The organism is Rhodosalinus sp. (assembly GCF_041685465.1).
In the GTDB taxonomy this organism is placed as follows: Bacteria; Pseudomonadota; Alphaproteobacteria; order Rhodobacterales; family Rhodobacteraceae; genus Rhodosalinus.
In genome coordinates, this window is sequence record NZ_JAWLFS010000311.1 from 1 (window position 1) to 2,839 (window position 2,839).

A 2,839-nucleotide genomic window follows, 5' to 3' on the forward strand; every position below is an offset into this window, starting at 1 on the left:
TTGCGCCGCCGCGCTGGTGGCGATCAGGGCGAGGGCGCCCGCGGTCGAGAGAAGTGCTTTCATCGTATCCTCCATGGGTTGCGTCGTCTTCGGGTGCGGGCCCGGCGCCGGGGGCGTCCCGTCCGTGCCGCGATGATCCGTAAGATCGACGGAAAAGGCGGCTAAAAATGGACGGGTCTGGGTTGATGTCGGGGCCATCCTGTTGCGCTTTCGCGGAGGATGCAGGGTTCGGGCACCGAATTGCCGGGGGTGTCGTTTGCAACCTCTGGGTGTATTTATTTCAGGGAAATACACGGAAAATTTGTTTCGAATTTCCACCAGCCTTTTGAAAAGGCAAATATTTTTCGATTCCGCGGCCCGGGCCGTCCGGCCGCCCTTCGCCCCCGCGCCATCCGGCCGCGTGGCCCGGGGGCGACACCGCATGCCCGCAAGAGTGGCGAAATTTCGGCGAAACGCTTTGCGTGGCGTGATACTCGTGATATGTCGAATGCTAATGAGTGCGTCGCCGAACAGCCGGTGAACAGGCCGGGCGGCGCGCAACGATAAGGCCGGGACGACCCGGCACAGGAATTGAGGCAGTGACCGATGCAGCCCAGACAGCCGCTTGCAGCGCGCGTCGCGGTCCTTCTATGCGCGCTGGGCATCGCCCTCGCCGGACCGGCGCGGGCACAGACCGCCCCCCTCGTGGACAATGTCTTTTATCAAACGGACCTGCGCACCGCGCTCGACGACATCGCCGCGCAGACCGATGAAAACATCGTCGCCGACCCGAGCGTGCAGGGCATCGTGACCGCGACGGTCGAGGGCGAACCCGTCCCCGACGCGCTCGAAGTGCTGCTTGCAGGCACGGGATTCAGGGTGGTCGAACGGCCGACCTATTTCCTCGTCTACAACCCGGACATTCGCACCGATCTCTTCGCGGAGATTGCCCAGACCGAGGTGATCACCCTGCGCAGCGTCGGTGCCGAAAGCGCGCGCAGCCTTCTCGTCGAGCCGCTGCGCAAATATGTCCGCGCCGACGAGGAGAACGGGCGCCTCGTGGCGACGGCGCCGCCGGAACTTCTGCAGATCATCGCCGAGGATGTGTCGACCATCGACGCGCCCAACAGCGAGCAGACGGTCTTCATGGCGCTGAGCTACGTCTCGGCCGAGAGCGCGCGCGAGCTGCTGCCCGCACGGCTGCAGCGGCACGTGCGCGTGGACGCCGAGCGCAACAGCCTTTCCGTCTCCGGCCCGCCCTCGGCCCGGCAGGAGGCGATCGAACTCCTGCGCCGCCTCGACCGGCCGCTCCCGCCCAAGAACAGCGACGGGCGGGACGTCTACGACACGCGGCTCGTCAAGCTCGATCACATCACCGCGGAGGCGGTGATGAACCTCCTGCCCGAGCGGCTGTCGGACTACGTGCGCGCCGACAGCACCTCCAACGCGATCTCGATCAGCGCACCGCCCGACGCTGCGCGCCAGATCCACGCCGACATCGCCGAGTTCGACCAGCCGCGCGACCATATCATGCTCGAGGCGCGGGTCGTGGTGCTCGACACCAATGCCTTTCTCGATATCGGCACCGACGTCCAGCCGCCGGGCCTTGCCGCCGGCGCCAATCGCATCGACGGGGGCAGCGAGATTTCCGAGATCGCGCTCGGCTACACCAGCGGGCGGGCGTTCACCAACGCGCTGCGGCTCACGCTCAACCTGCTGTCCGAGAACAATCAGGCCACCGTCGTGGCGAGCCCGCAGGTCCTCGCGCAGGACGGGCTGGAGTCGGTGATCCGCGTGACCACCGCGGAGTTCTTCCAGATCCTGCAGGAGAACGACAGCTTCATCCGCTCCGATCTCGAGGAGATCGAGACCGGCACGGTCCTGCGCATCACGCCGCAGGTCGGGCGCGACGAAACGCTGACCCTCGACATGGAACTCGAGGTCTCCGACGTGGTCGCCCGCGGCGAACAGAACCTGCCGGTCGTCAACCGCCGCAACGTGGAGAACACCGTCCAGATCCGCAACGGCGGGACCGCCGCGGTCGCGGGGCTCTCGGACCTGCGCCGCCAGCAGGGCGAGAGCGGCGTGCCGGGCCTGAGGTTCCTGCCGTTCCTCGGTCGCTCCGACAGCGCCCAGAGCCAGTCGCGGCAGGTCGCGATCTTCGTCACCGCGACGCTGGCCGGCCCGGAGGACAGGCGCTTCCAGACCGGGCGCAGCCGGCCGCCCTCGCTCGGCACGGTCGATGAGGACGCCTTCCGCGCCGAGCTCGCCGGGGCGCTCGACACGATGGGCTACACGGATTGAGAGGGCGCGCGATGAAACGCATGGTGGTCGGCCTGGCCCTGCTGCTCGCCGCGGGCTGCGGTGATCCCAATGTCACCGAGGATTTCCGCGCCGTCGTGCCCACGACCGGGGGCGAAACGGTGCAGGTGCCGGCGCGCGATCTCGCCGAGACCATGGCGCGCACGGGCTTCACGCGACAGGAAATCCTCGACCACGGCCCGGCCATCCGCAACGCGCTCGCCGTGCAGGGCGGGGCGGAGTTCCGCCGCGACGGCGCCGTGGCGGCGCTGTTCAGCGTGATGGACGGCAGCCTCTACGTCGTCAGCCGGCGCGGCGGCACCTACGTGCACGCGCTGTCGTCCTGAGGCGACGGCCCGCTTCGCCGGCTCGCACACACGCCGCCACATCCCGGCGCAGCCTCGGTTCTTGGCCGAAGAAACGAGAACGGGGTTGTGTCTCCTGCGGGTGCGTCGCTATAGACGGCGTCGGAGACGTGGCCGAGCGGTCGAAGGCGCTCCCCTGCTAAGGGAGTAGGCCCGAAAGGGTCTCGTGGGTTCGAATCCCATCGTCTCCGCCA

The 2,839-nt window shown here is 67.9% G+C and carries 3 protein-coding genes and 1 tRNA gene; 3 read left to right on the forward strand and 1 reads right to left on the reverse strand.

The genetic code is table 11. The features are described 5' to 3' along the window. The coding region (locus ACESL7_RS14940; protein ID WP_372894090.1) for a hypothetical protein at positions 1 to 198 on the reverse strand (198 nt) is incomplete at its 3' end. A 387-nt stretch (positions 199 to 585) separates the two neighbouring features. Here ACESL7_RS14940 and ACESL7_RS14945 point away from each other — a divergent pair. The 3 genes from ACESL7_RS14945 to ACESL7_RS14955 all read left to right on the forward strand — a co-directional run bounded on the left by ACESL7_RS14945 (position 586) and on the right by ACESL7_RS14955 (position 2,839). Then, positions 586 to 2,283 (forward strand): secretin N-terminal domain-containing protein, encoded by a 1,698-nt coding sequence (locus ACESL7_RS14945; protein ID WP_372894091.1) that lies wholly within the window; start codon positions 586 to 588, stop codon positions 2,281 to 2,283. A gap of 11 nt (positions 2,284 to 2,294) precedes the next feature. After that, the gene (locus ACESL7_RS14950) at positions 2,295 to 2,627 is read left to right on the forward strand and encodes a hypothetical protein (protein ID WP_372894092.1); all 333 of its coding nucleotides are present in this window, start codon (positions 2,295 to 2,297) and stop codon (positions 2,625 to 2,627) included. Between the two features lie 122 nt (positions 2,628 to 2,749). Then, positions 2,750 to 2,839: transfer RNA gene (locus ACESL7_RS14955), tRNA-Ser, on the forward strand.

Coding starts and splice junctions, on each gene's coding strand:
- ACESL7_RS14945 (WP_372894091.1), top strand. CDS start 586: ATGCAGCCCAGACAGCCGCTTGCAGCGCGCGTCGCGGTCCTTCTATGC.
- ACESL7_RS14950 (WP_372894092.1), top strand. CDS start 2,295: ATGAAACGCATGGTGGTCGGCCTGGCCCTGCTGCTCGCCGCGGGCTGC.